The 24,589-nt window shown below is 65.2% G+C and carries 26 protein-coding genes and 1 other RNA gene; 10 read left to right on the top strand and 17 right to left on the bottom strand.

The genetic code is table 11. The features are described from left to right. Positions 1–4: 4 nt before the first annotated feature. Both JDO7802_RS14260 and JDO7802_RS14255 read right to left on the bottom strand, forming a co-directional pair. Positions 5–994: a GT-B fold glycosyltransferase domain-containing protein gene (locus JDO7802_RS14260; RefSeq protein WP_055086620.1), complete on the bottom strand. Its 990-nt coding sequence runs from the start codon at positions 992–994 to the stop codon at positions 5–7. Further along, positions 991–4,074 (bottom strand): valine--tRNA ligase, encoded by a 3,084-nt coding sequence (locus JDO7802_RS14255; RefSeq protein WP_055086619.1) that lies wholly within the window; start codon positions 4,072–4,074, stop codon positions 991–993. The genes JDO7802_RS14260 and JDO7802_RS14255 overlap by 4 nt, the downstream gene beginning before the upstream one ends. 207 nt (positions 4,075–4,281) lie before the next feature. Here JDO7802_RS14255 and JDO7802_RS14250 point away from each other — a divergent pair, with 207 nt between their 5' ends. Both JDO7802_RS14250 and JDO7802_RS14245 read left to right on the top strand, forming a co-directional pair. Further along, a complete protein-coding gene (locus JDO7802_RS14250) occupies positions 4,282–6,600 on the top strand; it encodes a xanthine dehydrogenase family protein molybdopterin-binding subunit (protein WP_245624202.1) in 2,319 nt (772 codons plus the stop codon). Next, on the top strand, positions 6,597–7,679 hold the full coding sequence (locus JDO7802_RS14245) for a T6SS phospholipase effector Tle1-like catalytic domain-containing protein (RefSeq protein ID WP_055086618.1): 1,083 nt from the start codon (positions 6,597–6,599) through the stop codon (positions 7,677–7,679). The genes JDO7802_RS14250 and JDO7802_RS14245 overlap by 4 nt, the downstream gene beginning before the upstream one ends. On the opposite strand, the gene JDO7802_RS14240 is transcribed toward JDO7802_RS14245, so the two are convergent. From JDO7802_RS14240 to JDO7802_RS18310, 7 genes are all read right to left on the bottom strand, one after another. Then, on the bottom strand, positions 7,655–8,131 hold the full coding sequence (locus JDO7802_RS14240) for a hypothetical protein (RefSeq protein ID WP_055086617.1): 477 nt from the start codon (positions 8,129–8,131) through the stop codon (positions 7,655–7,657). The two genes, JDO7802_RS14245 and JDO7802_RS14240, sit on opposite strands and share 25 nt — an antisense overlap. Next, the gene (locus JDO7802_RS14235; protein WP_055086616.1) at positions 8,128–8,841 is read right to left on the bottom strand and encodes a lysozyme inhibitor LprI family protein; all 714 of its coding nucleotides are present in this window, start codon (positions 8,839–8,841) and stop codon (positions 8,128–8,130) included. The genes JDO7802_RS14240 and JDO7802_RS14235 overlap by 4 nt, the downstream gene beginning before the upstream one ends. Positions 8,842–8,912: 71 nt before the next feature. Then, positions 8,913–10,226 (bottom strand): HlyC/CorC family transporter, encoded by a 1,314-nt coding sequence (locus JDO7802_RS14230; RefSeq protein WP_055086615.1) that lies wholly within the window; start codon positions 10,224–10,226, stop codon positions 8,913–8,915. Positions 10,227–10,268: 42 nt separating this feature from the next. Beyond that, positions 10,269–10,718, bottom strand: coding sequence for a YtoQ family protein (locus tag JDO7802_RS14225; protein WP_055086614.1), 450 nt, complete (start codon positions 10,716–10,718; stop codon positions 10,269–10,271). 70 nt (positions 10,719–10,788) lie between these two features. Continuing rightward, positions 10,789–11,709, bottom strand: coding sequence for a site-specific tyrosine recombinase XerD (locus tag JDO7802_RS14220; protein ID WP_055086613.1), 921 nt, complete (start codon positions 11,707–11,709; stop codon positions 10,789–10,791). Beyond that, positions 11,706–13,229, bottom strand: a complete 1,524-nt coding sequence (locus tag JDO7802_RS14215) for a hypothetical protein (RefSeq protein ID WP_055086612.1) — start codon at positions 13,227–13,229, stop codon at positions 11,706–11,708. Before JDO7802_RS14215 ends, JDO7802_RS14220 begins: the two co-directional genes overlap by 4 nt. Continuing rightward, on the bottom strand, positions 13,219–13,377 hold the full coding sequence (locus JDO7802_RS18310; RefSeq protein ID WP_187298149.1) for a hypothetical protein: 159 nt from the start codon (positions 13,375–13,377) through the stop codon (positions 13,219–13,221). Before JDO7802_RS18310 ends, JDO7802_RS14215 begins: the two co-directional genes overlap by 11 nt. Before the next feature lie 77 nt (positions 13,378–13,454). On the opposite strand from JDO7802_RS18310, the gene JDO7802_RS14210 reads away from it, so the two are divergent. Both JDO7802_RS14210 and aroB read left to right on the top strand, forming a co-directional pair. Then, positions 13,455–14,024, top strand: a complete 570-nt coding sequence (locus JDO7802_RS14210) for a shikimate kinase (protein WP_055087267.1) — start codon at positions 13,455–13,457, stop codon at positions 14,022–14,024. 7 nt (positions 14,025–14,031) lie between these two features. Beyond that, positions 14,032–15,126: a 3-dehydroquinate synthase gene (gene aroB / locus JDO7802_RS14205; protein ID WP_055086611.1), complete on the top strand. Its 1,095-nt coding sequence runs from the start codon at positions 14,032–14,034 to the stop codon at positions 15,124–15,126. Positions 15,127–15,160: 34 nt separating this feature from the next. On the opposite strand, the gene JDO7802_RS14200 is transcribed toward aroB, so the two are convergent. The 8 genes from JDO7802_RS14200 to JDO7802_RS14175 form a co-directional block, all read right to left on the bottom strand. After that, positions 15,161–15,391, bottom strand: coding sequence for a ribbon-helix-helix domain-containing protein (locus JDO7802_RS14200; protein ID WP_055086610.1), 231 nt, complete (start codon positions 15,389–15,391; stop codon positions 15,161–15,163). Continuing rightward, complete coding sequence (locus tag JDO7802_RS17735; RefSeq protein ID WP_083481179.1) at positions 15,388–15,561, bottom strand: DUF4169 family protein; 174 nt, start codon at positions 15,559–15,561, stop codon at positions 15,388–15,390. The genes JDO7802_RS14200 and JDO7802_RS17735 overlap by 4 nt, the downstream gene beginning before the upstream one ends. Positions 15,562–15,603: 42 nt before the next feature. Then, positions 15,604–16,995 (bottom strand): class II fumarate hydratase, encoded by a 1,392-nt coding sequence (gene fumC, locus JDO7802_RS14195; protein ID WP_055086609.1) that lies wholly within the window; start codon positions 16,993–16,995, stop codon positions 15,604–15,606. Between the two features lie 81 nt (positions 16,996–17,076). After that, complete coding sequence (locus tag JDO7802_RS14190; RefSeq protein ID WP_055086608.1) at positions 17,077–17,562, bottom strand: SspB family protein; 486 nt, start codon at positions 17,560–17,562, stop codon at positions 17,077–17,079. 159 nt (positions 17,563–17,721) lie between these two features. Continuing rightward, positions 17,722–18,073, bottom strand: a transfer-messenger RNA (tmRNA) gene (gene ssrA, locus JDO7802_RS17730). After that, positions 18,066–18,428 carry a DUF4345 family protein gene (locus tag JDO7802_RS14185; protein WP_245624201.1) on the bottom strand — a complete coding sequence of 121 codons (363 nt, stop codon included), beginning with the start codon at positions 18,426–18,428 and terminating at the stop codon, positions 18,066–18,068. The genes ssrA and JDO7802_RS14185 overlap by 8 nt, the downstream gene beginning before the upstream one ends. A gap of 91 nt (positions 18,429–18,519) precedes the next feature. Then, the gene (locus JDO7802_RS14180) at positions 18,520–19,551 is read right to left on the bottom strand and encodes an ABC transporter substrate-binding protein (protein ID WP_055086607.1); all 1,032 of its coding nucleotides are present in this window, start codon (positions 19,549–19,551) and stop codon (positions 18,520–18,522) included. Between the two features lie 54 nt (positions 19,552–19,605). Beyond that, a complete protein-coding gene (locus JDO7802_RS14175; protein ID WP_055086606.1) occupies positions 19,606–20,319 on the bottom strand; it encodes a FadR/GntR family transcriptional regulator in 714 nt (237 codons plus the stop codon). A gap of 89 nt (positions 20,320–20,408) precedes the next feature. On the opposite strand from JDO7802_RS14175, the gene JDO7802_RS14170 reads away from it, so the two are divergent. The 6 genes from JDO7802_RS14170 to JDO7802_RS18860 all read left to right on the top strand — a co-directional run. Then, complete coding sequence (locus JDO7802_RS14170; protein ID WP_245624200.1) at positions 20,409–21,110, top strand: DUF2182 domain-containing protein; 702 nt, start codon at positions 20,409–20,411, stop codon at positions 21,108–21,110. After that, on the top strand, positions 21,107–21,793 hold the full coding sequence (locus JDO7802_RS14165; RefSeq protein ID WP_083481178.1) for a DUF1326 domain-containing protein: 687 nt from the start codon (positions 21,107–21,109) through the stop codon (positions 21,791–21,793). Before JDO7802_RS14170 ends, JDO7802_RS14165 begins: the two co-directional genes overlap by 4 nt. A 10-nt stretch (positions 21,794–21,803) precedes the next feature. Then, positions 21,804–22,304 (top strand): DinB family protein, encoded by a 501-nt coding sequence (locus JDO7802_RS14160; RefSeq protein ID WP_055086605.1) that lies wholly within the window; start codon positions 21,804–21,806, stop codon positions 22,302–22,304. Beyond that, on the top strand, positions 22,301–23,380 hold the full coding sequence (locus JDO7802_RS14155) for a dimethylsulfoniopropionate demethylase (protein ID WP_055086604.1): 1,080 nt from the start codon (positions 22,301–22,303) through the stop codon (positions 23,378–23,380). The genes JDO7802_RS14160 and JDO7802_RS14155 overlap by 4 nt, the downstream gene beginning before the upstream one ends. Before the next feature lie 13 nt (positions 23,381–23,393). Then, complete coding sequence (acuI, locus tag JDO7802_RS14150) at positions 23,394–24,377, top strand: acryloyl-CoA reductase (RefSeq protein WP_055086603.1); 984 nt, start codon at positions 23,394–23,396, stop codon at positions 24,375–24,377. Between the two features lie 99 nt (positions 24,378–24,476). Then, on the top strand, positions 24,477–24,589 hold a 113-nt coding region (locus JDO7802_RS18860; RefSeq protein ID WP_438501650.1), incomplete at its 3' end, for a deoxyribodipyrimidine photo-lyase.

Raw genomic sequence — 24,589 nt, 5'->3', positions numbered from 1 at the left:
GACGTTAACGCAGCCAAAGGCCGTTGCGCTTGAGTTGGTTGCGGATCGCCTGCTCCCGGCGGGGCAGCGCGGTACGGTCGAACATCGCGCGCGCCTTCTCGCCCTTGGGTTGGTAGAGAAAGCGTTTGAACGGCTCGTAGTCCTTCAGAACCTTCTTGATCCGGTTCGGCGCGGTTGCTGCCGTCACTGCCTCGATGACATGGTCGGGGGCCGTTGCGTACATCAGCGGCAGGAAACGATAATGGAAACTGTGACTTCGATCCAGATGTTCAGGTGAAATCCCACCCTTCGCGCCGGGGCGACCGCCGCCCAATTCGTGTATGGCAAGCGGCAGCGCGGCCTGATCCAACCACGGGTCAAGGACCTGCGTCACGATTTCCTCGGGTGGATCATCGCGGATCATCAAAGCCGCGTCGCGGAATGCACGGTGAAACGCCGCCGGATCGTCGCCGAAAAACCAGCCCGCGTTGAAATAAAGATAGCGTTGCCAGTATTCGTCGGGCCACGCCGGGTCCAGCGTATCGGCCAGATCGCCGCCGCGCCGCGCATGAAGCGCGCCCCATATCTCATTGAGACCTGGGCCATAAAGTTCGACGGCGGGCCATGTATTCTCCCGCTTCATCGACGCGGAGGGCCGGGCAAAATCGATATCCAGATCGGCCAACTCGTCTGTGATCACGGTGTCGGTGTCGAAGAACATGAAGGGGCCATCGGGCAGGGCCGTCAGCCCCTCGATCTTATTGCCGTTGGGATAGTAGCTGCCGAAATGCCAGTTGGCGAAGGGCACGATCTCTGCCCCCAGATCGGTCAGCAGGTCACGCTGATCCCCTTGCGGGATGCGCGGGTCGTCGGGCCAGCGTTCGCCCGGCTCCGGCTCTCCGACGATCAGTCGTCCTGACCAGTTCGGACTGTTTTGCCGCAGGGTTGCGACAAACAGACAGGCTTCGTGGGTCAGCCTGCCTTTCTGTCCTATGATCAGGATGTTGAACGTCATTGCAATTCGTTCAGGCTGTCCAATGCTGTCCGCACCGCGTCACGCTCCGCCTGTCGTGCGGCAAGGTTCGCGCGGGTTTCCTCCACCACTTCGGGTGGGGCGCTGTCGGCGAATTTCGGGTTGTTGACCCGTCCCGCGATCCCCTTGATTTCCTTGTCGAGTTTGGCGATCTGCTTGTCGAGGCGCGTGCGTTCCGCGTCGACGTCGATAATCCCGTCCAAGGGCAAGGCAAAGCGCCCGCCCTGCACCGTAACAGCGATGGACCCCTTGGGCGCGTCGCCTTCGGTCAGGCCGTCGATCCGCGCCAGGGCACCGATCATCAGGGCGTTGGTGTCATAGGAGGCCTTGGCCCGCGCATCCCAATCGACCGCGACGACCGGGATGGTCGCGCCTGCGGGCACGTTCATCTGGGCGCGGGCCGACCGGACAGCCTCGATAAAAGCGATGGTCCAGCGGATTTCGCGTTCCGCATCCCCGTCAATGGCTTGCGAGGTGACGTTCTCGGGCCAAGTGCCGTGGACCAGCATGTCCGAATGACCCGTGGCGGACCACAATTCTTCGGTGATGAAGGGCATGAACGGGTGCATCATGGTCATGCACTGCTCCAACACCCAACCCATGACGGCCTGTGTTTCCGACTTCGCATCCGTCGCCGCGCCCTGCAGGACGGGTTTGGAAAATTCCACGTACCAATCGCAAACGACGTTCCACACGAATTTGTAAAGCGCGCTTGCCGCGTCGTCGAACCGGTAGGCACCAAGAGCGGCGTCGACATCGGCCCGCGTTCGCGCGGTTTCCCCCACGATCCAGCGATTGACCGTTTGCGTCGGTGCCGGCGTCGCGGTGTCGCCGGCGAAGCGCACGTCGTACATTTCCGCGAAGCGGACGGCGTTCCAGAGTTTGGTGCCGAAGTTGCGGTAGCCGGCGATACGCTGGGTGTCGAGTTTGAGCGCACCGCCAAGGGACGCCATCGCCGCGTTGGTGAAGCGCAGGGCGTCGGCGCCATATTCGTCGATCAGGTCGAGCGGGTCGACGACGTTGCCGACAGACTTCGACATCTTCTTGCCCTTGGCGTCACGGACGAGGCCGTGGAGGTAGACGGATTTGAACGGGATACGCTGCTCCACGGGCTGCTCGTCGGGCAGGACGGCGAGTTGCATCATGATCATGCGCGCGACCCAGAAGAACAGGATGTCCGTGCCGGTAATCAGCGTCGAGGTGGGGAAGTATTTGGCGAGTTCTTCGGTTTCCTCGGGCCAGCCGAGCGTGCCCAGCGGCCAGAGGCCGGAGGAGAACCAGGTGTCGAGGACGTCGGGGTCGCGGTAAAGCGGCACCAACATGTGTCCCTTCGGATCGGCGATGATCGCGGCGCGTCGGTCCGCATCCTCCTCGACCATGGCGACAACGCCGTAGTGTTGTCCTGCAAAGTTGAGGGCTTCGGCTTCGGTGGGCGCGCAGAAGCGTTCCACCACTTCCGGGTCAATCTCGAAATCGAGCGTTCCATCGGAGTGCTCAATATAAGTGACGCCTGGCCCATACCAAACCGGAACCTGATGCCCCCACCAGAGCTGTCTGGAAATACACCACGGCTCGATGTTCTCCAGCCAGTGAAAATACACCTTCCGGTCGCTCTCGGGGACGATCTCGATGGTGCCGTCGCGCACCGCGTCGATGGCGGGTTGGACGATCTTGGCGGTGTCGACAAACCACTGGTCAGTCAGCATCGGCTCGATCACCACCTTGGAGCGATCGCCGTAGGGTTGTTGGATCGGTTTGGCCTCGACCAGGGGGACGAGTTCATCGGCGTCAGTCCGCGCTTCGCCGCCTTCTTCGGGCGCGACCGGGGTCTTCACGGCACCCAGACGCGGATCGGTGGCGGGTACCATGACGGCAAGGCCCTCGGCCGTGATGTCATCGACGACTGCCTTGCGCGCGTCGAACCGGTCCATACCGCGATAGGCGTCGGGCACCAGATTGATCGCGTCGACCTCCGCGTCCGACATCTTGGCACCGTCGAGGATGGCCTGCGCCTTGGCGGCTTCCTCGGCGTAGGGGGCACCGTCGGCACGCATTGCCGCACGCGTATCCATCAGGCGGTAGCACGGTATATTCCCGCGCTTGGCGACGGCGTAGTCGTTAAAATCATGCGCGCCGGTGATCTTGACCGCGCCCGACCCGAAATCCTTGTCGGGGTATTCGTCGGTGATGATCGGGATCAGGCGGCGGTGTGCCTTGGGCCCGACGGGAATTTCGCAGAGTTTCCCAACGATGGAAGCATAGCGGTCGTCCGACGGGTGCACGGCGACGGCCCCGTCACCCAGCATGGTTTCGGGGCGGGTCGTGGCGATGGAGATGTAGTCGCGCGTTTCGGTAAACAGGATTTCGCCGTCCGCGTCGCGTTCGACGTAGTCGTAGGTTTCCCCGCCCGCGAGCGGATATTTGAAGTGCCACATGTGGCCCGGTGTTTCGACGTTTTCGACCTCCAAATCGGAGATCGCCGTCTCGAAATGCGGATCCCAGTTCACCAGCCGCTTGCCGCGGTAGATCAGGCCCTTGTCGTACATGTCGACGAAGACCTTGATGACGGCGTCATGGAAATTGCCCTCTTCGCCCGCGGGCGCGCCCTCGGCCCCGGACATCGTGAAGGCCATCCGGTCCCAATCCATCGAGGAGCCCAGACGCTTGTCCTGATCGACGATGGTGCCGCCGGACCTGGCCTTCCACTCCCAAACCTTGGAGACGAATTCGGCGCGGCTGAAATCGCGACGCGACTTGCCTTCTTTCGCCAACTCGCGCTCGACCATCATCTGCGTGGCGATGCCCGCGTGGTCGAGGCCCGGCTGCCACAGCGTGTCGAACCCGCGCATCCGGTGCCAGCGGACCAGAATGTCCTGTAGCGTGTGGTTGAAGGCATGGCCGACGTGCAGGTCACCGGTGACGTTGGGCGGCGGGATCATCACGCTGAAGGTGTCGGCCCCCGGCCGCGCATTGGCACCGGCGCGGAAGTATCCGCCCTCGATCCAGGCCTTGCTGATCCGGGATTCGGCCTCGGCCGCGTTGAAGGTCTTTTCCATCGCCATCGCTCAAACTCCGCTCGCTTGGGACGTCGGTTAACGCGGGTGGCCGCGAAGGGAAAGCCTTCTGCGACGGGCGGGGGGCACTGCGACGGGGCCGGCAGATCGTCGCACGTCGCGTCCGTTGACCGCCCGACGCCTGACTTGCGCTGGACAGTGGACCCGTCCCCGCTAAGGTCCAGATAACCCCAGCTTGCCGACCGGAGCCCCCGAATGACCGACATGACCGCGCCCGCGAACGAAGCCTTCGGCCTGAGCCGGTCGGTGCGTCGCGCCGAAGATCCCCGCCTGTTGACCGGCGGGGGGGCCTATGTGGACGACACTGCCCCGCTGGGCGCACTGCACGCCGTGGTCCTTCGCTCCTCCGTCGCGCATGCGCAGATTACCGTTGATGCGTCGCAGGCCCACGAGGCCGATGGCGTGGCACTGGTGCTGACAGGGGCCGACGTGGAGGCGGCGGACATCGTGAACCACCTGTCCACGACCGTTGCCGAAAACCGCGACGGCAGCCGCGCGGCGGACCCCAAGCGCCCGCTTCTGGCCGTGGGGCGCGTGCGCTTCGTGGGCGAGGCGATCGCTTTCGTCGTGGCCGACACGATCGAGCGCGCGCGCGATGCCGCCGAGATGATCGAGGTCGACTATGAAGAGCTGGACGTGAAGCTGGACGTCGCGGGCGGGGGCGCCGTCGTGCACGAGGAGGCCCCGGACAACATCGTCTATGACTACGGCAAGGGCGACGAGGAGGCGACGGAAGCGGCGCTGGCATCGGCGCACCGGGTGGTGGAGCTAACGGTCGACGATAACCGCATCATCTGCGCTTCGCTGGAGCCGCGGGGCGTCTGGGCCCAGATGGAGGAGGGCCGACTGCACGTCTGCGTCAATGGACAAGGGGTCTGGGGGCCGAAGGGCACACTGGCCACCGCGCTGAAGATGAAGAAGTCCGACGTGCGGGTGACGAACCCGGACGTGGGCGGCGGGTTCGGCATGAAGGCGATGTCCTATCCCGAGATGATCCTGACGGCCTATGCCGCGCGGACGCTGGACACGCCCGTGCGCTGGATGGCCGACCGGTCGGAATCGATGCTGTCGGACAACGCGGGGCGCGATCTGGTGTGCCATGCGAAACTGGGGTTCGACGCGGACAACCGGCTGATCGCCTATCGCATGGACAACGTGGCGAACATGGGGGCGTATAACTCGGGCTATGCGCAGCACATCCAGTCGGAGCTGTTTTCCAAGGTGATGCCGGGCTGTTATGACGTTCAGGCCTGTTTTATGACGTCCAAGGGCATTTTTACCAACACGACGCAGGTGGACGCCTATCGCGGGGCCGGGCGGCCCGAGGCGATCTATGTGTTGGAACGCGCGATGGATTTCGCCGCGCGCGAGTTGGGGGTCGACCGGTTCGAGTTGCGCCGCAAATGCTTCATTCAGCCCGATCAATTTCCCTATGAAAGTGCCATGGGCGAGACCTATGACGTGGGCGATTTTCCCCGCGTCCTGAACCGCGCGATGGCCGAGGCGGATGTTGCCGGCTTCGAGGCGCGCCGGGCCGACAGCGCGGCGCAGGGCAAGCTGCGCGGGCTGGGCCTGTGCTACTATATCGAGAGCATTCTAGGGAATCCGTCCGAGAGTGCCGAGATCGAGTTCACCGACGACGGGCGGGTCACGCTCTATGTCGGCACACAGTCGAACGGGCAGGGGCACGAGACGGTGTATAAGCAGTTCCTGTCCGAAGACCTGGGCATCCCGCCCGACATGATCGACGTGGTGCAGGGCGACAGCGACCGCATCGCCACGGGTGGCGGCACCGGCGGGTCGCGGTCGGTCACGACGCAGGGCACGGCCAACAAGGCGGCAAGCGCCAAAGTGATCGAGAAGTTCGCCCCCTTCGTGGCCGATCTGCTGGAGGTGGACACGGCGGAGTTCGACGGCACCGCGTTTCGCGCGGACGGATCGAACCGGGTCGTCACCGTTCTGGAGGCGGCGGCCGAGGCGCGTGCGGCCGGCAAGACGGAGCTTTTGAAAACCCGCGAGACGACGACCCTGCCGGGCCGCAGCTATCCGAATGGGGCCCATCTGTGCGAGGTGGAGATCGACCCCGACACCGGGCATCTCGCCGTCGTCAAATACACCGTGGTCGACGATTTCGGCAATCTGATGAACCCCATGCTGGCCGAAGGTCAGGTCCATGGCGGCGTGGTGCAGGGCATCGGTCAGGCGGTGTCGGAGCATGTGGTGTACGACGAAACCGGACAGCTTTTGACGGCGTCGTTCATGGACTACGGCATGCCGCGCGCGGTGCAGGTCCCGATGATTGCCTTCTATTCCGAACCGGTGCCGTCCACCGCCAACGTGCTGGGCATGAAGGGCTGCGGCGAGGCGGGGACGGTGGGGGCCATGGCCGCCGTCGGAAACGCCGCGCTCGATGCGCTGTGGGACCGGGGGCTGCGGCGGGTGGACATGCCGTTCACGCCGTCGCGCGTCTGGGCAATGTTGCAGCAGGATGCCGGGGCGATCGCCGCCGAGTGATCTGGGCGCGCGATCTTCTCTACCGTCTTCTGGGGCGGGACGGTGGCGGCATCACCCGCGCGACCGATCCGCCCCCCGAAGGCACCACGCATGTCGTTCTTCTGGACGGCACCATGTCGACGATGCAGCCGGGATATGAGACGTCGATCGGCCTGACGTACCGGATGCTGGCCGGCGAGAACCGGCATTGCCTGTATTACGAGCCTGGGCTGGAATGGCGGGGGTGGCGACACGCGCCCGAAATCATGGCGGGCGTTGGCATCAATCATCAGATCCGACGCGCCTATCTGTTCCTTGCCGAACGCTATCGCCCCGGCGACCGCATTTTCCTGCTGGGGTATTCGCGCGGGGCTTACGGGGTTCGCGCGCTGGCCGGTATGATCGACCGCATCGGCCTGCTGCGCCCGGAATTCGCCGGAGAGGAGATGGTGCTGCGCGCCTATGGCCATTACCGCGACGCCCCGTTGCACCCCCAAGCGCGACGGTTCGCGGCGCAGCATTGCCATTCGGGCACGAAGATCACCGCCGTCGGCGTGCTGGATACGGTGCAGGCCGTCGGTATTCGCTGGCCCGTGCTGTGGCGGGTGTTTCCCAAGGTCCACGCCTTTCGGTCGCACCGGCTGGGTCAATCGGTGCAGTACGGCTTTCACGCCATGGCATTGGACGAGACGCGCAAGGCCTATGCGCTGGATCGTTGGCGAACGCGGGGCGCGCGGACTGAAACGGTCGAGCAGGTCTGGTTTCGCGGCACCCACGGCGATCTGGGGGGTCAGTTGAACGGTCGCCACAGCGGACGACCCCTGGCGAACGTGCCGCTGGTCTGGATGTTGTCGCGGTTGCAGGATGTCGGGCTGGATTTGCCGGACGACTGGCGGGACCACTTTCCGACGGATCACGACGCCCCGTCAGTGGGCAACTGGCGCGGGTTCGGGCCGGTGTTCCTGGCGCGCAGCCGTCGCACCGTCGGGGAGGATCCGAGTGAATGGATCCATTCCAGCGCGTCGGGACACCGCGCGGCCGCGCGCCTGCGAACCTGGGACCGCCGGCCCGCCGATCAGAAGATCTCGCTTATGGGATAGACGTGGACGAGGTAGAGGTAGAAGAACCCCAGCGACAGCGCCAAGATGATGACGCCAAGAACCGGGGAGGAGATTTTCACGCCCTTTTCCGACGCCTCGATATCCGAACGGCCCAGATCGCGTCCGAGGTTTGAGGCGTGGAATTGCATCCACGAAAAGTACAGCCCGACGGCCACGACCGCGATGACGACCGCAAAGATCGCCTGCGATGACAGATACTGCCATTTGAAGACGTCGAGCCGGTGAACCAGTTGGTCCGTCCGGTACGAATAATAGGCCACCTGCGCGGCGTTGTAGGCGTCGATGATGTCCTGCGTCGGCGCGATGCCGGCGTCGGTGGTCGGCGGGTCCACCGGCGGCAGAGAGTTGGTCAGAAGGTCCAGCGCCTCGCTCTGCGCCGCGGCGGCGACGGGACAAAGCAAGGCGAGGATGAGGAGGAGCGCGCGGATCATCTGCTGAGGATCCCGATGGAGGAGATGTGGCGCTCCACTCTGGTCGGCGTCGGCAAGCCATCGTGCAGCGCGCTGTAGCCGGGATGATCCTCGGGCGGCAGGATGCCGTGGACGACGCCCAGCAAGTCAAGTTCCAGATCCATCAGCCATGGGTCATCGACGGCGGGCGGTAGCGGGGGCGGGGCGATCGGGCCGTCCGGTGACACTTCGATCGCGCTGACCGTGATCGTCTGCGTCTCGCCACTGGGAAAGCGGATGCCGATCAGACGGCCCTCGGGCGAGAATATGTCCACCGTGCCGTCCGCGTTCACCCGCTCCAGCCGACCATCGCGAAGACGGAGGGCGGAGGGGCCGTCGGCGGCCGTGATGCGGTCATCGTCGAACAGGGCAAAGGGATCCAAGTCGACGATCCGTTCCTTGTAGCGGCGGGCAAGACAATTGCGTTCGTCGGCGCAGGTGTTGCGCCAGCGTTGCCAGAGCAGTTGTTCCGCGCGCAGGGCCCGCGCCTCGCCCGGTTGGCGCGGTTCGAGAAAGGTGAATTCGTCCACGTACAGGTCGGCCATCCGCTGATCGAGCTGGGCAAGGTCGTCGTGTCTGCACACCGAAATCTCGGTCGGGGTTTGTGCGCGGGCGCAGTCGAAGCTGGGCCCGGTCTGGGCCGTGGCGGCAAACGGCGATGCAATCAGCAGCGCTAGAATCCATGGTCGCATGATGTCCCCCGACGATCGAATGTTGACGCAAGGTAACACCAGAGCGGAAATTCACGGAAGGGGGGAAAACCTTACCCCAGCTGGCGGATGCGCAGCTGCGTGATGCGATTGGCCTCGCGCGCTGCGACTTCGAACCGGAAGCCGTGAAAGCTGAAGACCTGGCCCGTGGTCGGAATCGTCTGCGCCTCGTGGATGACAAGGCCTGCGACAGTATTGGCCTCGTCGTCGGGCAGGCCCCATTCGGTCGCACGGTTCAGGTCGCGGATCGTCATGTTGCCTTCGATCAGATAGGTCCCGTCGGCCTCGGCCTCCAGAACGGGTTCTTCGGGGTGGTCGAACTCGTCAGTGATCTCGCCCACGATCTCTTCCAGAATGTCCTCCAGTGTGATCAGGCCCTGAAGCGCGCCGTATTCGTCCACCACCAGGGCGAAATGCGTGTGACGGCGCAGGAACTGACGCATCTGATCGTCGAGCGTCGTCGTTTCGGGAATGAAATACGGCTCCATCATCACGTCGGTGACGTCGAGCTTTTCCATCGCCTCGATCCCGCCACCCTCGGTCCGGACCAGTTTGTCGACGGCGCGCAGCAGGTCCTTGGAATGGACCATGCCGATGACGTTCTCCGGCTCGTCACGGAAGACCGGCAGGCGGGTGTGGCGCGAATGCAGGCATTGATCCAGAATGTCGGACGGGGCGCTGGCGACGTTGATCATCTCGATGCCGGACCGGTGGAGCATGATCTCCTCCACGAAGCGGTCGGCCAGGTCGAGCGCGCCCAGCAGACGGTCGCGATCCTCTTTCTCGACGCTGCCTTCGTTGTGGCCCAGCGTGATGGCGCCGGTGATTTCTTCGCGGGCGGACATGATGTTGCCGTCTGGGTCCGTGTCGACGCCGACCATGGACAGGACGACGCGCACGAAGGCCCGCACAGCGGACACCACGGGGCTGAAGACGCGAATGACGACCGCGATGATGGGTGCGACCAGGCTGGACGCGCGTTCGGGGTTGGTGATGGCATAGGTCTTGGGCAGGACCTCGGCGAAGACGAGGACCAGCGCCGTCATCACCAATGTCGCGATCGCCACGCCGCCTTCGCCGAAAAGCATTGTGAACAGCGCCGTCGCCAGCGAGGCCGACAGGATGTTGACAATGTTGTTGCCCAGAAGGACGCTGCCGATCAGGCGTTCGTTATCTTCGGTCACCTGAAGGGCGCGTTCGGCCCCGGCGCTGCCCTTGTCGGCCTGGCTGCGCAGCTTGGCGCGGCTGGCCGCCGTCAGCGCCGTTTCGGAGCCCGAGAAGAACGCGGACAGGAACAGCAGGAAGACGATAGCGCCTGCCGTGCCCCAAGTGGCGCCCCAGTTGATCGTGTCGATGGTTGTTTCCATGGGCGCGTTATGGTCCGGGACGGGGGCTGCGACAAGGCGCGATCAGGACGGCAAAGTGCCGGTCAGGACATAGGTAAGGATCTGCGCGACCTGTTCGGGCGTTTCGGTCACTGCAAGGGCGGCGGCGTCGACCTCTTTGAGGGCGTGTTGATGGTCTGGCCCGTGCATCACGATCAGTGATTTGCCCAAGGCCGCAGCCATGCCGGCGTCGAAGGCGGCATTCCACTGCTTGTATTTGTCGCCGAAGCGCACGACCACGATGTCCGCCTGGTCGATACCGCGCCGTGTGCGGATGGCGTTCAGCTTGGCCCCCTTGTGATCGTGCCAGAACTTGTCCGGCTCCGCGCCCATGATCGCCACGGCGCAATCGTCGGAGGCGGCGTGGTCGGTGACGGGGGCGGCAAAGGTCACATCAAGGTCGGCGCAGGCCGCGGTGATTTCGTCGCGCCAGTCGGTGTGAATCTCGCCGGACAGATAGACGTTCAAGGTCATGGATCGCTCCTAATTCTTCGTTTCCTGAATACCCCACGGAGCGCGAAGGAGGATCCCTCGCTCCGCTCCGTCACTCCGTGGCAAGCGGATGATGCGTCAGCACGAGGTCCCGCAGCCGGGTCTCCAGGACATGGGTGTAGATTTCGGTGGTCGAAATGTCGGCGTGCCCCAGCATCGTCTGGATCGCGCGCAGATCGGCCCCGCCTGCCAATAGATGAGTCGCGAAGGCGTGGCGCAGCACGTGGGGGCTGACGCCATCGGGGTTCAGCCCGGCAAACGCGGCCAGCGCCTTGATCCGGCTGTGGAACCAGACGCGGGTCAGATGTCCCGCCTTGCCGCGCGACGGGAACAGATGGGCCGACGCGGGCGTGCCCTTGGTGGTGCGGGCCTGTGCCTCCGCGCGGTCGCGGTGTCGAAGCCAATGCGCCATGGCATCGCGTGCGGCGGGCGACAGGGGGACCATGCGCTCTTTCCCGCCCTTGCCGCGGACCAGCAGCATCCGCGGATCGCCCCGCGCAGTCGCGACGGGCAGCGCGACGAGTTCGCTGACGCGCATGCCCGTCGCATACAGCAGCTGCATCAGGCAGGTGTCGCGCAGCTTCTCCGCTTCGGTCTTGCCCATATCCTCGGCCGCGCCGAGCAGGGCATCGACATCTGCCTCCGACAGCGTCTTGGGCAAGGATTTCGGTTTCTGCGGGCCGGTGATGCGGATGGCCGGATCGTCGTCGCGCAGCCCTTCCTCGTGGGCGAACCGGTAAAGGCCGCGAATGGCCGACAGGCGGCGCGCACGGGTCGATGCCGCAAGCCCCTTCGCCTCGCAGGCGATGAGAAAACCTTCGATCTGCGTCCGGGTCGCCGTGTCGATGGCCAGATTTCGATGGATCAGATGCGCCGCAAAAGCATCGAGGTCGCGCCGGTAGGCCTGCAGGGAGTTGAGGGCCGCACCGCGTTCGGCGGCCTGCGCCTCCAGGAACAGATCGACCCAGTTCACGACAGCAGCAGTTGCAGCGCCGTGCGGCGGGCGATGTCGGTCAGGCCGACGGACCGTAAGAAGGCGAGCGCGTCCGCGATGTCCTGCGGATCGGCCTCGGCCCTGTCGGCAAGCAGAAGTGCGGCCTCCAGGAGGGCTTCGCCCAATCGTTCGCCCTCGGCCAGACGGGTCAGGTGGTCGGGTGGCGTGCCGGTGAAGCCGTCGGCGATGGCACGCTCCAGGGGATCGTCGGAAGCGACGCCCGTCATATCGCCAAGGGCCACGGCCACGGCGAAGGCAATTCGGGCGTCGGTGGACACGCCGGTCGTGTCGGCAAGCGGTGCCACGATCTTCTCATAGGCCGGGGACAGGAGGCCGACGCGAAGGGCAAGGTTTGCCGCCGGAGGTGGAATTGGAAGCTTGGACAGCGCCTCGCCGTAAAGATCGGCGAAGGCGACCAGCAGACCGGCCTCGTCCATCCGCGCGACAGCCGGGGGCAGGGCAACGGCAACCGTCCCCGCGTCCCGCGCCATGATGGCAGTGTCCAGACGCTGGATCGCGGCGGCCCGGTCCCAAACCCCGCCGGAGGCCGAAGGGCGCCCTTCGGTATAGAGGGCCAGCAGGCGATTGACGTCCAGCGCACGGGCGCGGGTCAGGCGTTCGGCGGCCTCGATCTGGCTTTTCCAGCCCGTCGTCGGGCGCAGGTCGGCAACGGCGAAGGCCAGCGGCAGGCCCGAGATCGACGGCGTTTCCCCAATCCCGTCGAGCAGGCGAAAGGCAAGCGGCGTCATGGGGCGCGGTGGGATGGGCGGGGGCATCCCCTCGAACATCTCCGGGTCCAGGAAATGGGCCAGAAGATCATCCTCGGCCTGCGTGATCGCCCCAAGGGCCCGTCCGGTGTCGAGGGTCAGGGCGGCCGCGGCCCAGTCGCCGGTGCGCGTCAGGCAGAAAATGCGTGCGGGCAGGGTCGGGGCGACGCCGGGGTTCGCCGTCATCGCGTCGCAGGCACGGGTGTCGAACCCCGTCAGCAGCGACGTGTCCCACCAGCGCCGAAATGCCTGCGGGTCGGTGGCACCGGCCCGTTCCAGCAAGGCCTGCGCCTGGTCCAACGCGCCGAAGCGCAGCAGACCATCGACCCGCGCAAAGAACAGCGCGTCGGGGTCGGCGGCGGCACGTGGCGGATCCAGTTCCGCCAACAGCAGCATCAGCACCATGTCCTGCATCGCGGGCAGGGCGTCGGTCGGTTGATCCGCGATCAACCTGGCGAGGCGGGATGGATCGGAACCGGCAAAGGCATCGCGCGGCAGGCCTGTCAGGCGCGACGACAGAAGGCCCACGGCATCGCGCCGCGTCTGCCCCAGCGGCATGACGGTGACATCCGTGCCGGTCAGCGGCGTGGCCGCAGGTTCGTCCGGGGCCGGGATCGTGCGCGGGGACGACAAGCTGTCCGACAGCCATGGGATGGCCGATTCGGGCGGCTGCTGTGCGGCAAGTGGGGCCGCGCACAGCAGGGCCGCCGCGGCAAGGACGCTAGCCCGCATCGATCTCGATCGTCGTGGTTCCGGGCGTGGGGTCAGGCTCCAACAGATAGGAATAACCAAAGAGGCCCACCGTCCCCAGGACGAGAAGGATCAGGAGATATTTGAGAAACCGGAACATACCTGCCTTGCCTGTTATCGTTGCAACCATTGTGGCGGGCGGAGATATAGATGGCAATCGGTCAAGCGACAGGGCATGGACGGCGGATGCGGGCGATGGGCGACAAGATGCCGGAGCGGGGGCCGGTGACGGGTGGGTCACGCGGGTTGCACCTGACGCGCCCCGTGGTGCTTGTCGGTATGATGGGCTGCGGCAAGACGGCCGTCGGAACCGCCATGGCCGCACGCCTTGGCGTGCCGTTCCGCGACACCGACGACGCCCTGGTCACGGCCGCGCGCATGACCATCGCCGAGATCTTCGCCCGCGACGGAGAGCCGTTCTTCCGCGCCCGTGAAACCGAAGTGCTGGCCCGTCTGCTGGCCGAAGGACCGGGCGTGGTATCCACCGGGGGCGGGGCGTTCCTGCGGGCGGAAAACCGGGCGTTGATCGGAAAATTGGGGGTTTCGGTCTGGCTGAAGGCCGATGCAGAGCTGCTTTGGAGCCGGGTGCGGCACCGCACGACGCGGCCGCTTTTGATGACGGACGATCCCAAGGCGACCCTGATCGACTTGCTGGAGGCGCGTACGCCGTCCTATCAGGCAGCCGATCTGGTGGCCGAAGGTGCGCCGGACCTGCCGATCCCGCAGATGGTCGATCGTGTGATCGCGGCGCTGCGCGATGGCGGCATACTGACATGAGGTTCCGATGACCGAGATCGTGCATGTCCCTTTGGGGGACCGGGCTTACGACGTGCACGTCGGGCAGGGATTGATGGCGCGGGCGGCCGCGCTGATCGACCCCCTGCTGCGACGGCGCAAGGTTTTCGTCGTGTCCGAACGGCGTGTCGCGGGGCTGCATCTGGACCGTTTGCGCGACGGGTTGGGCGACATAGACGCGCCCGCGCTGTTGCTGGAACCGGGGGAGGCAACGAAGGGCTGGGACGGGATCGTGCAGACCGTTGAATGGCTGCTGGACCAGCGATGCGAACGCGGCGATGTCGTTGTCGCACTGGGCGGTGGGGTGATCGGCGATCTGGCCGGATTTGCCGCCGCGATCCTGCGCCGCGGCGTGCGTTTCGTTCAGGTGCCCACGTCCCTTCTGGCGCAGGTGGATTCGTCGGTGGGCGGCAAGACCGGGATCAACACGCGCCACGGCAAGAACCTGGTCGGCGCATTTCATCAGCCATCGCTGGTGCTGGCCGATGTCGACGTTCTGGACACCCTGACCCCACGCGATTTCCGCGCCGGGTACGGCGAAGTCGTGAAATACGGGCTGCTGGGCGACGCGAAATTCTTCGGCTGGCTTGAGGAAAACGCGGTGCGTTTGGCCGACGATCCGGTCCTGCGGACCGAGGCCGTCCGCCATTCGGTGCAGATGAAGGCCGATATCGTCGTGCGCGACGAGACCGAGCAGGGGGACCGCGCGCTGCTGAACCTTGGCCACACGTTCTGTCATGCGCTGGAGGCGGCGACGGGCTATTCTGATCGCCTGCTGCACGGGGAAGGCGTGGCCATCGGCTGCGCAATGGCGTTCGAGCTGTCGTCGCGCCTGGGGCTGTGCCCGCAAGAAGATCCGTCGCGCGTGCGCGCGCACCTTGAGGCGATGGGCCTGTCGAAAGACTTGCGCGACATACCCGGCGACCTGCCGCCCGCGGAGGCGCTTCTGGGCCTGATGGGGCAGGACAAGAAGGTCGTGGACGGGACGCTCCGGTTCGTTCTGGCGCGCGGGATCGGGGACGCTTTCGTGACGGCGGATGTGCCGACGGAGGAAGTTCTGGGCGTGCTGCGGGCATCCGCGTAGGCACCTGCGTCGCCTGGCGTCCGGGACAGGGCGGCTAGCCGTCTTCGGGGCGCCGCACATGTTTCAGGACCGCCACCCGGATCGCCGAAGCGAGCCCCGCCGTCACGCCGCGATCCCGGTCGATCTGTGCGGCCAGGGCATTGAGCGACAGGTCGCGGTCCCGTGCCATCTGCACGAAGGCCACCCAGAACGCTTCCTCCAGCGACACTGAGGTCCGGTGCCCATGCAGCGTTAGGGATCGTTTGCGGGGCCGCGCGTCGGTCATTCGATTTCGTGGCCGTCCAGGCTGCGCTCGGCCTTATCGGCCTGCGCGGTTTCGATCCGTCTTTCGATCTTGGAGCGTCCGAACCGGGCGGCGTTTTCATCCGCCCGCTTTTTCGCGGCGTCTTTGTCCCGTGTCTTTCGGGCGCGATTCAGGTTGACGATCTTTGCCATGACGCAAGGGTAGCGCGGTCGCGCGACGGGGTGAAGCCCGACTTACTTCGGCCCTATCATCAGCTTGGGATCGACCACGCGGTCGAAGGTTTCCGCATCGACCAGACCCATGCCGATGGCTTCTTCGCGCAAGGTTGTGCCGTTCTTGTGCGCCGTCTTGGCCACCTTGGTGGCGTTGTCGTAGCCGATGGTCGGGGCCAGTGCGGTGACCAACATCAGCGATTCTTTCATCAGCTTGTCGATGCGCGCCGTGTTGGCCTGCGTGCCGACCACCATGTTGTCGGTGAAGCTGCCGGCGGCGTCGCCGAGCAGTTGCATGGATTGCAGGACGTTGTAGCTCATCATTGGGTTGTAGACGTTCAACTCGAAATGGCCCTGCGATCCGGCCATACCGACGGCAGCGTCGTTGCCCATGACGTGGATGCAAACCATCGTCAGCGCCTCGGCCTGCGTCGGGTTCACCTTGCCGGGCATGATCGACGACCCAGGCTCGTTTTCCGGCAGGATCAGTTCGCCCAGGCCCGACCGGGGGCCGGAGCCGAGAAGGCGCATGTCGTTGGCGATCTTGAACAGGCTGGCCGCGACGGTCTTGAGCGCGCCCGAGAACATGACCATCGCGTCATGGGCAGCCAGCGCCTCAAACTTGTTGGGCGCCGTAACGAAGGGCAGGTCGGTGATCCGGGCGATTTCCGTCGCCACATTCTCGGCGAAGCCCTTGCGGGTGTTCAGGCCCGTGCCGACCGCGGTGCCGCCCTGCGCCAGCTCATAGATGTCGGGCAGGCAGGCCTCGACCCGTTCGATCCCCTTGGCGACCTGATGCGCATAGCCACCGAATTCCTGACCCAAGGTCAGGGGCGTCGCATCCTGCGTGTGCGTGCGGCCGATCTTGATGATGTCCTTGAACTCGTCGGATTTGGTGGCAAGCGCCGCGTGCAGCTTGCGCAGACCGGGCAGGAGCGTGTCGCGCGCCATCATCCCGATGGCGACATGCATGGCTGTCGGGAAGGTGTCGTTGGAGGATTGGCCCATGTTGCAATGGTCGTTGGGATGCACCGGGTCCTTCGATCCGATGGTGCCGCCCAGCATTTCTATCGCACGGTTCGAGATGACCTCGTTGGCATTCATGTTCGATTGCGTGCCCGATCCCGTCTGCCAAACGACAAGGGGGAAGTTGTCGTCGAACTTGCCGTCGATGACTTCGGTGGCCGCGTCCTGAATGGCCTTGGACAGGCCGGGATCCAGATCGCCAAACCCTTCGTTCACGGCCGCCGCCGCCTTCTTGACGACGCCCAGGGCGCGCACGATGGCCACGGGCTGACGTTCCCAACCGATGGGGAAGTTCTGGATCGACCGCTGCGTCTGCGCGCCCCAATACTTGTCGGAAGGGACCTGGAGCGGGCCGAAGCTGTCGGTTTCGGTGCGGGTGTCGGTCATGGGATCGTGTCCTGCTGGCGAATGTCGCCAACGGTCTAGCGGTCCGCGGTGGGGGCGTCCATCGAAACGGGCGCGGGCGCGTTATTTGCGGAACTGGTCCAGGCTGACGACATCGGCGTCCTTGCGGGGCGGCTCCGGCTCTTCTTCCATTTCGGCGAAGGGGGCTTCCTCGATCGGTTCGGGCCCGGTGCCATCGTCGTCCTGCCGCTCGAACCGGAAGCCGAATTCCACCGACGGGTCGACGAAAGTCTTCATCGCGGCCCAGGGCACCACCAGCGGTTCCTGACTTTCACCGAAGTTGAGCGTCACGGAAAACCCGTCGTCGCGCACGTCGAGGGCATCGAACCAGTGCTGAAGCACGATGGTCATATCCTCGGGGTAGCGATCGTGCAGCCACGGGGCGATGTCGACGCCGGGATGGTTCGTATCGAACGAGATGAAGAAGTGGTGATCGCCGGGCAGGCCGGTTTCGGCCACATCCTGCAGCACGCGACGGATCAGACCGCGCATCGCGTCGTGCATCAGGTGGCCGTAATCGATGGTCGCGGTCGCGTCGCTGTCGGTCATGGGTCCCCCACGGGCATCTTCGACTCCTAGATAGACCAGAGGTCGAAGGGGGCGGCAAGGGCGGGCAGGACCGATAATTCCGTCCGCCCGATATCCCGCCGGCCCATCGCGGCACCAGCCATGGGGTGCGGTGCAGCACGTTTCGTTCGAATTGGGGAAAGTGCAGGCTTCTGTTGCCAGGTGCCTGCGAACCCCGCCTTACACTGCTAGGCGCAAGGACTTAAGTTTCGATCTCGACGCAGCTTACGCTGCGACGGCGACCGGAGCACTGTTGTTATTGGCAACTGTACATCTTGTACCGATAACGGTGGTAACTCACCGAGCAAAAGCATTACCCCTTTAGACGTCCGTCGATCCTATTTCGACCCCATGATCCGCCAATACGGATGTTTGGTGGAGTCGCCGGGTACCGCCCCCGGGTCCGATCCGCGTATTACGAGCGCGTTTATTGCCATAGTCCGCCGAAGCGAACACACATCAGATAGTCGGACACGCAGCGGAATTCAAGCCGCCGCGACAGCCATATTCATCCAGATCAGCAAGATGCCGAAGACGATTTCGGTGCCGAAGAAGCCCCATTTGCGCGTCGTCGTGCCATCCAGCACCAGCGACGTGGCCCGACCCAAAGCCCCACCCAGCCAGATGCAGCCCAGCATGACATAGGCGATCGGCCCGCCCAGCAGGATCGCGCCCAGACCGGCGACAACGAACAACGCGCCGGACGCGGCCCGCACCTCGGACTTGCCCATGGTCGTGCCGGTGTCGGCCAGGCTGACCTTCTTCATCGTCCAGTCGGGGGCCAGCCAGCCGGCGGCCCCGAAGGCGATGGTGGCAAGGGCCATCAGGATGTTGATGATATCGATCATGGGCAAGCTCCGGCGTTGCGTATCCTGCGCAAACGCGACGGCCCCGCCGGGTGTTCCGACGGGGCCGCGTATTTCCTCGGGTCGTGTAGGATCAGAAGCCGGCCTTGATCCGCTCGAACGTTTCGGCCTGGCGTTGCCGCAGCTGCCCGTCCATCGGCAGCTGCGCCAGGACCGGAGCGTCGATCGTGCCCAGACCGGCCGCGACCAGCGCCTCCTCGCCCTGACCGACCATGGCCGCTTCGTTCGACTGGCCGTAGCCCGCCTCCAACAGGGGGACGGTGGCGCTTTCGTCCAGCATCGCGTTCAGGAAATCATAAGCCAGATCTTCGTCCGACGTGGTGTCGGCCATGTTGACGTAGCCGCACAGCCACAGCGATGATCCTTCCGTCGCCTCCCGCTGGAAACCGATGGGGAAGCCTTCGTCGACCATGGTCGGCAAGGTTTCGTTCCAGGCCCAGCTGACCAGCACTTCGCCCGACGACAAAAGCTGCGACAGCTCGGCCGGGTCGGTCCAATAGGTGCGCAGGTTCTGGTGCGCCTGACGCAGCCAGTCGTTCGCGGCCTCGAACTCCTCATCCGTCGCGTTGGACCAATCGGTCGTGCCGGTCGCCAGATAGGCCAGGGCATAGGCGTCGTCGACATTGTCGGGCAGAGACATGCGACCTTGGTATTCGGGGTTCAGGAACACGTCGAGCGACGCGACCGCCTCGGCCGGGACTTCTTCGGTGTTATAGGCGATGGCCGTGGAGCCGTAATCGACGGGCATGAAATAGACGTCGCCGTCCGACGCGACATCCTGGCCTGTCAAATCCGTGCTCAGGTTGTCCCAATTGTCGATGCGGCTCAGGTCCCAAGGTTCGATCAGGCCGGATTCGATGAACTTCGTGGCGGAGCCCGCGCAGATGTGCGTCACACCAGGTTCGTCATAGCCCGAAGACAGCTTCTGGAAGGCCTCCTCCTCGTCGCCGAAAAACGCGAAATCGGGGCTGGCCCCGTGCTTTTCGACGTAGGTGGCGTGGAAGGCCGGATCCTCGAACCCGGAGTAATCGAACACCGTCAGGGTCTGGGCCGCCGCCGGCAGGGCAAGGGCTGTCGAGGCGAGAAGGGTCAGGCGAAAGGTCATGGCAGGTCTCCCGTTTGGATTTTTCCGGACCCTGCTGCTCATTTCGGGAAATGTCTAGCGGGCGTTGCGGCGCGACTGACCGGTCTGGAACAGCATCAGCATGGATGCTTCCAATTCCGACAGAATGGCGCGAATCGCGACGGCGTCGCGGTCGCGCAGGGCATCGGCGATGCGCCGGTACAGCGTCAGGATCGTTGCCCGGTCGCGGTCGGCATAGGTCAGCATGTTCATCAGCGGCTGCATCGCCTCCACCGCGCCGGCCAGTTGATACGACAGGACCGGATTGCGCCCCGCGTCGACCAGCGCGCGATGGAACGCGACATCGGCGGCGCAAAACGCCGCATCGTCGATCGGTCCGTCCAGGGTGTCGATCGCCGCCATCAATCGGGACAGATCGGCCTGTTGGTGGTTTGCGACGGCCAGATCGGCGCAGGCCCGTTCCAGCGCGAAGCGCGCCTCGGCCGCGGTCTGAAAATCGACGGCATTCATCGACAGCAAAAGCGTGGAGGTCGAGACATGCGCATCCAAAGCGGCCGCATAGGTCAGATCGGCGACAAAAGCCCCGCCCGAGGCCCCGCGCGCCGTACGGATCAGATTGCGGGCGGCCAGACGTTTCAATGCTTCGCGCACGGTCGCGCGGGAGCACTCGAACTGCTCGGCCAGATCCGTTTCGGACGGCAACCGATCCCCGGCCATCAGGTCCCCGTCCGCGATGCGCGCGGCGATCCTGTCGGCGATGGCGGTGGAGAGCGGGGGGCGGGCCGCCATGGGGCGATTTCCAATTGTCTGACATTTGATTGTCTGACATTTATGTCGCAGGAATCACATCACATCAAGCGGCACGGGAGGGCTGGCTGATGAAGCATCTGTCCCGCATGGCCGCGCCGCATTGGCTGATCCTTTATTCCGGCCTGATCGCGGCCTGGATGGGGGTCTATGCGATGACGACCGACGCCGCCCTGGCGACCGCGCTGCGCGACATTTGCCGTCTGCCGGTCGCGGCCGTGGGGCCGGGCGGTGCTGTCGCCATGTGGCTGATCATGTCGGCCGCGATGATGCTGCCCACGGCCATTCCGGCCTTTGCCACGCATGACCAGATCGCGGACAGCCAGGGCACCGGCGGCGGGGCATGGCTGGTCGCCGGATACGTCACCGTCTGGATCGGTTTCGCCGGGATCGCCGCCGCCGTGCAGCTGGGCCTGGGGTCCACCGACAGCGTCTGGCTGGCCGCCGGTCTGCTGCTGGCGGCGGGGGCGTATCAGTTCAGCGCGCTCAAGGACGCTTGCCTGTCGAAATGCCGCCAGCCACTGACGTTCTTCATGCAGCACTGGGACGACGGTCCTTGGCGCATGGGCCTGCGACTGGGGGCGACGTGCCTTGGATGCTGCTGGGCGCTGATGGCGCTTGGCCTGATCGGCGGCGCGATGAGCCTTGGGTTCATGGCGCTGGCCACACTCATGATGACGCTAGAGAAACTCTCGCGCGGGGCGCTTGTGCCCGGCGCGATCGGCCTCGCCTGCATTGCTGGCGCGGGATACATGATCGGAGGAACGATATGACCAAGATTGCCGCGCCAGCCGTGTCCAACCGTCACCCCGACGCGCGCCCGCAGGCCGCCGGGACGACGCCTTGGGCGATCAAGGGCGAGCTGATCCTGAACTGCAACTGCACGGTGTTCTGCCCCTGCGTCGTGTCCTTGGGCAAGCACGCGCCGACCGAAGGCTATTGCCAGGCCTGGTCGGGCATCCGCATCGACAGCGGGCATTACGGCGACACCGATCTGTCGGGCCTGAACGTCGGTCTGCTGCTGGAAATTCCGGGCCTGATGGCGCGGGGCAATTGGAAGGCGGCGGCCTTCATCGACGACCGCGCCGATCAGAACGCCTATCTCGCCCTGATCGAGATCTTCTCGGGGCGGGCCAAGGGGACGACCGGTCTGTTCAAGCTGCTGGTCAGCGAATTCCTGGGGGCCGAACGCGCCGCCATCACCTATGAGACCGAGGGCAAGACGCGTCGCCTGATGGTCGGCAAGAAGATCCAGGGCGAGGTTGTTCCGGTCCAAGGCAAGGATCCGGACCGAGACATCGTAGCCACCAACACCGAATACTGGATGGGCAGTGACATCACAGTGGCCACGGCCAACAAGGGCCGCGTTCGCGCATTCGGTCGCGTCTGGGACTTCGACGGCCGCAGCGCCGAAATCTGCCAGATCGACTGGTCGGGTCCCGAAGTCGCGCGCTGAGGGTAGGGCGATGATCGCGGCGGATTGGGTGCGCACCATGGCCCGCTATAATGCGTGGCAGAACGAGTGGATGGTCGAGGCCACGCAGGGCATGACCGACGACGCCGCGGAACAGGATCGAGGCGGCTTTTTCGGATCGTTCCGCAAGACGGCGTCACACGTGATGTGGGCCGACGAAATCTGGCTTTCCCGATTTGTCGGTGCCGCGCGGAATGGCGGCGGGATCGACGGCTCGACCGACTGGGTGCCGGATATGGCAACATGGCGCAGCCGCCGCCCCGTGCTCGACGCTGAAATCCTTGTCTGGGCCGATGGCATGGACGATTGCGAAGGCGATCTGACGTGGCACTCCCCGATGCTCGGGCGCGAGGTTTCGCGGCCGCGCGCTGTGCTTTTTGCCCATTACTTCAACCACCAAACCCATCATCGAGGACAGATGCATCAGATGCTGACCTCCGCCGGCCTGTCGACCGGCGTGACCGACCTTTTCGTCATGCCGGGGCTCGGATGACCGCGCTGGCCCGCTCGAACCGCATCCGCCGCACGTGGTGGACCGATGCCGTGGATCGGGCGGGATGCACCGCCTACACCGTCTACAATCGCATGATGTTGCCGGCGAGTTTCGCGGGCACCGACGTCGACGCGGCGCATCTCAAGCGCGCGGTGCAGGTCTGGGACGTCGCGGTGGAGCGTCAGGTGGAAATCACCGGGCCGGACGCCGACACCCTGATGCAGCGGCTGACGCCCCGCGACCTGTCGCAATTGCAACCGAACCAATGCGCCTATGTGCCGATCTGCAATCATGACGGCGGAATGCTGAACGATCCCGTGGCACTCAAGCCACGACCCGACACATGGTGGGTCAGCCTGGCCGACGGCGAATTGCGCCTGTGGATTGCGGGCATGGCCGAGGCGGGCGGCTACGGCGTTCAGGTGTTCGAGGCCGACGTGCAGCCGCTGGCGATCCAGGGGCCTTTGTCGGACGAATTGGCCGCGCGCGTCTTCGGCGAGGAGGTGCGCAAGCTGAAGTTCTTCCGCCATGACCGCTTCGCGTTCAACGGCACCGAGATGATCATCAGTCGGACCGGTTATTCCAAGCAGGGCGGCTTCGAGATCTATGTCGAGCGGGAGGCGGATGCGATGCCGCTTTGGAACGCATTGTTCGCGGCGGGGGCCGATCTGGACGTGCGCGCGGGCTGTCCGAACCTGGTCGAGCGGATAGAAGGCGGCATGCTCAGCTACGGCAACGACATGACCGACCTCGACACGCCGTTCGAGGTGGGCCTGGACAAATACGTGCAGGTCTATGACTGCATCGGCGGTCCGGCCCTGAAGGCGCATGTGTCGAACCGCCGCCTGATGGCGGTGGAGATGGCCGGCCCGCTTCCGACCTGCGACCGGCTCTGGCCGATCATGCTGGGCGAGGAGCGGATCGGCGTCGTCACATCGTCCGCCTGGTCGCAGGAATTCGGCTGCGGCGTCGCCATCGGATCGGTGGACCGACGCTGGGGGGCCGGGGAAGACGTGGTCGTTCAAACGCAGGACGGGCCGAAAGCGGCCCACCTGCGAGAGAAATTCTGGAGATAGAGGAGGTTACGATATGACGTTCAAGGCACTGGTGGTCGACAAGACCGACGATGGCACGCAGGCGTCCGTCAAGGACCTGACGCTGGACGACCTGCCGCAGGCCGAGGTGACGGTCGCGGTCGAATACTCCACCGTCAACTACAAGGACGGGCTCTGCATCGGGCCGGGCGGCGGTCTGGTGCGGAATTATCCACACATTCCGGGCATCGATTTCGCGGGCACGGTGGAGTCGTCGGACGACGACCGATATGCCCCCGGCGACAAGGTCGTCCTGACGGGCTGGCGCGTGGGCGAAGCGCATTGGGGCGGCTATTCCCAGAAGGCGCGGGTGAAGGCCGACTGGCTGGTGCCGTTGCCCAAGGGTCTGGACACGCGACAGGCGATGGCCGTGGGAACGGCGGGGTTCACCGCGATGCTGGCCGTTCAGGCGTTGGAGGATCATGGCATCAAGGGCGGTCCCGTCTTGGTGACGGGGGCGGCGGGCGGCGTCGGATCGGTCGCCGTCGCGATCCTGTCGGCGATGGGCCACCATGTCGCGGCCGTGACGGGGCGCCCGGAACAGGCGGATTACCTCAAATCGCTGGGTGCCAGCCAGATCGTCGCGCGCGAGGATATCAACGAGACCGTCAAGCGCCCGTTGGAGGGCGAGACCTGGGGCGGTTGCGTCGATGCCGTGGGCGGCGCGATGCTGGCACGTGTGCTGGGTCAGATGGAATACGGGGCGTCCGTTGCTGCCGTGGGCCTAGCCGGGGGGGCGAACCTGCCCGCGACGGTCATCCCGTTCCTGCTGCGCGGCGTGAACCTGCTGGGCATCGACAGCGTCATGCAACCCTACGACAACCGCGTGCGCGCCTGGACGCGACTGGCCGAAGTGCTGCCGATGGACAAGTTGGAGTCGATGGTCGTGCCCGCCACGCTGTCGGACCTGCCCAAGCTGGGCGCGGACATCCTGAAAGGTCAGGTGCGCGGACGCGTCGTCGTCGACTTGAACGCCTGATCGAAGGGGCCGGGGCTCTGCCCCGGACCCCGGGGTATTTCCGGCCAGAAGAAGATGGGTCTTGCCTGCCCGGGCGACGGGCTATCTGAACGTCGCAAGATGGAGGGCGCGATGAAACCTATCATATATTGGCTGCGACGGGATCTGCGCCTCACCGACAATCCGGCCCTGGACTGGGCGGTCGATGCGGAGCGTCCAGTCCTGCCGGTGTT

This window comes from Jannaschia donghaensis (assembly GCF_001403795.1).
Classification (GTDB): domain Bacteria; phylum Pseudomonadota; class Alphaproteobacteria; order Rhodobacterales; family Rhodobacteraceae; genus Jannaschia; species Jannaschia donghaensis.
This window is presented reverse-complemented; position numbering and strand designations above follow the sequence as displayed.

Bases quoted from the DNA above. Each gene is read 5' to 3' on its own strand.
- JDO7802_RS14260 (WP_055086620.1), bottom strand. From the start codon at position 994: ATGACGTTCAACATCCTGATCATAGGACAGAAAGGCAGGCTGACCCAC.
- JDO7802_RS14255 (WP_055086619.1), bottom strand. From the start codon at position 4,074: ATGGCGATGGAAAAGACCTTCAACGCGGCCGAGGCCGAATCCCGGATC.
- JDO7802_RS14250 (WP_245624202.1), top strand. From the start codon at position 4,282: ATGACCGACATGACCGCGCCCGCGAACGAAGCCTTCGGCCTGAGCCGG.
- JDO7802_RS14240 (WP_055086617.1), bottom strand. From the start codon at position 8,131: ATGATCCGCGCGCTCCTCCTCATCCTCGCCTTGCTTTGTCCCGTCGCC.
- JDO7802_RS14235 (WP_055086616.1), bottom strand. From the start codon at position 8,841: ATGCGACCATGGATTCTAGCGCTGCTGATTGCATCGCCGTTTGCCGCC.
- JDO7802_RS14230 (WP_055086615.1), bottom strand. From the start codon at position 10,226: ATGGAAACAACCATCGACACGATCAACTGGGGCGCCACTTGGGGCACG.
- JDO7802_RS14225 (WP_055086614.1), bottom strand. From the start codon at position 10,718: ATGACCTTGAACGTCTATCTGTCCGGCGAGATTCACACCGACTGGCGC.
- JDO7802_RS14215 (WP_055086612.1), bottom strand. From the start codon at position 13,229: ATGCGGGCTAGCGTCCTTGCCGCGGCGGCCCTGCTGTGCGCGGCCCCA.
- JDO7802_RS18310 (WP_187298149.1), bottom strand. From the start codon at position 13,377: ATGGTTGCAACGATAACAGGCAAGGCAGGTATGTTCCGGTTTCTCAAA.
- JDO7802_RS14210 (WP_055087267.1), top strand. From the start codon at position 13,455: ATGCCGGAGCGGGGGCCGGTGACGGGTGGGTCACGCGGGTTGCACCTG.
- aroB (WP_055086611.1), top strand. From the start codon at position 14,032: ATGACCGAGATCGTGCATGTCCCTTTGGGGGACCGGGCTTACGACGTG.
- JDO7802_RS14200 (WP_055086610.1), bottom strand. From the start codon at position 15,391: ATGACCGACGCGCGGCCCCGCAAACGATCCCTAACGCTGCATGGGCAC.
- JDO7802_RS17735 (WP_083481179.1), bottom strand. From the start codon at position 15,561: ATGGCAAAGATCGTCAACCTGAATCGCGCCCGAAAGACACGGGACAAA.
- fumC (WP_055086609.1), bottom strand. From the start codon at position 16,995: ATGACCGACACCCGCACCGAAACCGACAGCTTCGGCCCGCTCCAGGTC.
- JDO7802_RS14190 (WP_055086608.1), bottom strand. From the start codon at position 17,562: ATGACCGACAGCGACGCGACCGCGACCATCGATTACGGCCACCTGATG.
- JDO7802_RS14185 (WP_245624201.1), bottom strand. From the start codon at position 18,428: ATGATCGATATCATCAACATCCTGATGGCCCTTGCCACCATCGCCTTC.
- JDO7802_RS14180 (WP_055086607.1), bottom strand. From the start codon at position 19,551: ATGACCTTTCGCCTGACCCTTCTCGCCTCGACAGCCCTTGCCCTGCCG.
- JDO7802_RS14175 (WP_055086606.1), bottom strand. From the start codon at position 20,319: ATGGCGGCCCGCCCCCCGCTCTCCACCGCCATCGCCGACAGGATCGCC.
- JDO7802_RS14170 (WP_245624200.1), top strand. From the start codon at position 20,409: ATGAAGCATCTGTCCCGCATGGCCGCGCCGCATTGGCTGATCCTTTAT.
- JDO7802_RS14165 (WP_083481178.1), top strand. From the start codon at position 21,107: ATGACCAAGATTGCCGCGCCAGCCGTGTCCAACCGTCACCCCGACGCG.
- JDO7802_RS14160 (WP_055086605.1), top strand. From the start codon at position 21,804: ATGATCGCGGCGGATTGGGTGCGCACCATGGCCCGCTATAATGCGTGG.
- JDO7802_RS14155 (WP_055086604.1), top strand. From the start codon at position 22,301: ATGACCGCGCTGGCCCGCTCGAACCGCATCCGCCGCACGTGGTGGACC.
- acuI (WP_055086603.1), top strand. From the start codon at position 23,394: ATGACGTTCAAGGCACTGGTGGTCGACAAGACCGACGATGGCACGCAG.